This window comes from Flavobacterium sp., from assembly GCF_043756175.1.
Taxonomy (GTDB): domain Bacteria; phylum Bacteroidota; class Bacteroidia; order Flavobacteriales; family Flavobacteriaceae; genus Flavobacterium.
In genome coordinates this window covers 1-3,394 of record NZ_JAYURN010000132.1, presented here as the reverse complement: position 1 = coordinate 3,394, position 3,394 = coordinate 1, and the positions used below count along the sequence as shown (strand labels likewise).

3 protein-coding genes and 1 riboswitch are annotated in these 3,394 nt (G+C 34.6%); all 3 genes read right to left on the bottom strand.

The features are described from left to right. Positions 1-77: 77 nt before the first annotated feature. The gene (locus ACH2BP_RS10340) at positions 78-1,895 is read right to left on the bottom strand and encodes a TonB-dependent receptor (RefSeq protein ID WP_395059591.1); all 1,818 of its coding nucleotides are present in this window, start codon (positions 1,893-1,895) and stop codon (positions 78-80) included. Positions 1,896-1,984: 89 nt separating this feature from the next. Beyond that, a riboswitch (TPP riboswitch) is annotated at positions 1,985-2,078 on the bottom strand. A gap of 59 nt (positions 2,079-2,137) precedes the next feature. Next, complete coding sequence (gene arfB, locus ACH2BP_RS10335; protein WP_395059589.1) at positions 2,138-2,542, bottom strand: alternative ribosome rescue aminoacyl-tRNA hydrolase ArfB; 405 nt, start codon at positions 2,540-2,542, stop codon at positions 2,138-2,140. A gap of 38 nt (positions 2,543-2,580) precedes the next feature. Then, the coding region (locus ACH2BP_RS10330; protein ID WP_395059587.1) for a DUF4301 family protein at positions 2,581-3,394 on the bottom strand (814 nt) is incomplete at its 5' end.

Genomic DNA, 3,394 nt, shown 5'->3' with positions numbered 1-3,394 from the left:
TATTGATTTATCTGTAGAAGGAGAGAATTACGGAACTACTGATATTGCTTACTCTCCATCTGTTATAGTAGGGAATATTATAGTTTATAAACCGTTAGAGAATCTTCAGATAAATCAATATTTTTATTACTGCTTAAAGTAAAATTTGGACGAATAATAAATTGTTTTGACAAAGCTATTGTAGCGTCAACCTCTAATCCTAAACGGTAGCTTTTTTCGCTGTTAGAACGAATCGGGCTTCCTACATCATCTAGTTTTCCAGTTAATATCAATTGGTCTTTATAAGCCATATAATACACATTTGAATTGAATTGTACTTTATCAGTAGCATATCTCCAACCCATTTCAAAGTCATTCAACTTTTCTGGTTTCGCATTTCCGCCTTCATAATCCGTTCTGTTAGGTTCCCGATTGGCTCTTGCATACGAAAAGTACAGCTTGTTGTTAGCATTAATATCAAAATTTAATCCTGCTTTTGGATTGAAGAAATTGAAATTGTCATTTACTGAACCAGTTTCGTAACTATTGGCTTTGTAATGCACGTTTCTAAGTTGCAAATCTCCAAATAAGCTTATTTTTTCTGTAATTTGATAATTGGCTTTCGCAAAAATATTTCCATCAGTTTTTGAAGCAGAATCATCATAATAATGATCTCCCAACTCACTTTGTGAAGCATATCTTGCCCAAATTACTTTCCCAAAATGGTCTCCTTCATATTTGTTATAACCACCACCAAAAATGACCTCCAGTTTTTCAGTTGTATAATTTGCTGAAAATGTTGTTCCGTAGAAATCATTATCCAACCATTTTTGACGGATTAAATCGGTTGTATTTATGGTTGCGCCATTAATAACTATTGGAGTTAACCCATAGCTTGAAAATTTAGCTTCTTCTTTGTAATTTTCATAATACCCTTTTCCTTTAGTATAATGAAAAGCTAAGTTCGTGCTCCAATTGCTGGAAACTTTTTCGTTCCAGTGCAATTGATAATGGTCTTGCTGGTAATTATCGGTTTCATTATCATAAAAACGGGTTTTGCCAAATTCGTCTGTAAAAATTCCAGATGAATTAAAGGTTCTGTCACTGTTTAATGTTGCTTCGTCAATTCCGTTCCAGGATTGGTAGGTTTTTTCTTTTCCGCCAAAAGCCAATGCTTTGATCAAAGTAGTTTTGCCCACATAGGTTCCCTGAAGAAAATAAGATTTCAAGTCAGAAGCGCCTCTGTCAACATAACCATCCGATTTCAAAGCAGATAAGCGTCCCGCAATTTCAAAATGGTCATTCATTAATCCCGTACTGAACTTTACCGTGTGTTTTTGGGTATTAAAACTTCCGAATGAATTAGAAATTTCTCCAGTTGCTTTATCTGAATAGGAATCCGTCAGCATGTTTAAACTCGCACCAAAAGCACCAGCTCCATTTGTAGAAGTTCCTACACCGCGTTGCAATTGCAGACTCTCCACCGAAGAGGCAAAATCTGGCATATTCACCCAATAGGTTCCGTGACTTTCAGAGTCATTGTAAGGAATTCCGTTAATGGTGACATTTACTCTGGTCGCATCGCTACCACGAACACGTATTCCGGTATATCCGACACCATTTCCAGCATCAGAAGTCGTTACAACTGAAGGTAAATAATTCATCAAAATAGGAATGTCTTGTCCTAAGTTTCGGAATTTGATTTCTTTTTTGTCCAAATTGCTAAAACTTACCGGAGTTTTTGAAGTAACACGAACTGCCGAAACCAAGACTTCATCGAGTTGGTTGACTTTGGTAGTGTCTTTAACTTGTGAAAAGGAATGAAGTGATAATAGAGAAAAGATAATAGACAGCAATAATCTCGAACTTTGTGTCTTTGTGCCTTTGCGGCCAATAAAATAAAATAAAGTATTCATTCGTAAAAAGATTACGAATAAAAGGGGGAATTATTCTTTTGTTAAATTAAAATGATTGTTTCCTATGACAAATCGATAGTGTGCACGCTATTTTTCTGTCATTTTTTCCCTTAACAGCATTACCTGTTCAGGTTCGTTGGGTATAATCTCAGCTCGTTATTTAGAGCACCCCTTTGAGACGGTGCAAAAGTAGTTTTTTTTGTTTAAAGTTTAAAGTTTTACAAAATAAAAGTAAAAACGACCTAATCTAAATTGGGTTTTCTGCGATTTTTCTTGACTTCAGAAATATTTTTTTTATACTTGATTCGCTTTCTAATAACAGATTTTGGAATTTTAGTGGCTCTTCTTTCTTTAGGGACAAGTAATCCATTTTTTATGATTTCCAAAAAGCGTTTGATTACAATTTCTTTATTTTTAAATTGACTTCGATCTTCATCGCAATTCAAAATCAAAACTAAATCCGTTGTTAGCCGTGAGGATAATTTAGTTTCCAGACGCAATTTTTCCTCTTCACTCAATGCTTGTGCGTTTTTCAAATCAAAAGTCAAAACCACTTTAGAGGAAACCTTGTTTACATTTTGTCCGCCAGCACCACTGCTGCGAACGGCTTTAAAACTTAATTCTGATATGATTTTTTCGGTATCCATTTATGCTGTCCCAAAGCTTCGGGAGTGTTTCAGTGAAATTATTGAGGTTGATGGGCTGGTTTTAATAAATCGTTTACAGTTTTTACAGGATTGAAGGTGATTAAAGGAACCTGTACAAAAACAGTCAGCCAATTTGCCATGGCACCGTTCCACAGACCAGGTAGTTCATATGCTTTGATTTGTGTATTTGAGGTATTTTTCTCAACAATGAAACCACTATTGTGGTCAACAAACTTCGTCAAATCAAATTTTTCGTTTTTATAATTTTTAATTCCGCAAACTAAGTCAACAGGATTAAAATGAGTGGCATTTGCTAAAATAGTCACTTGACTTTCATTGTTTAAGTCAACTTGCGACGATTCTACTATTTGTAATGAAACCGTGTCATTTTCATCTCTGACCCAAAACGGACCTCCTCCAGGTTCGCCCTCATTTTTAACCATCCCGCATACCCGAATTGGTCTGTTTAATTTGTCTTCGATTATGCTGATTTTATTTTCTAAACTTAAAATATCCGCTTCATTTGCTATTTCTACATTTAGTTTTTCTTTGAGGAATTTTAAAATTTCTTCAATTTCTATGATTCCAACCTTTTTTAGTTCAATAAGAGTCAAATAACTAAAAATTTGTTGCTGAAGTTCAATCAACGTTCCAGCCAGAGCTTTTTTATATAAGGCTATTTTTTCATTATTATTTTGAATGACATTATCGATGTTTTTTATAAAAATAATATCTGCATTTAAGGCATTTAGGTTTTCAATCAAAGCACCATGACCTCCCGGTCTAAATAGTAATTCACCTGTTTCAGTTCTGAATGGATTATTCGTTGTGTCAACAGCCAGCGTGTCAGTA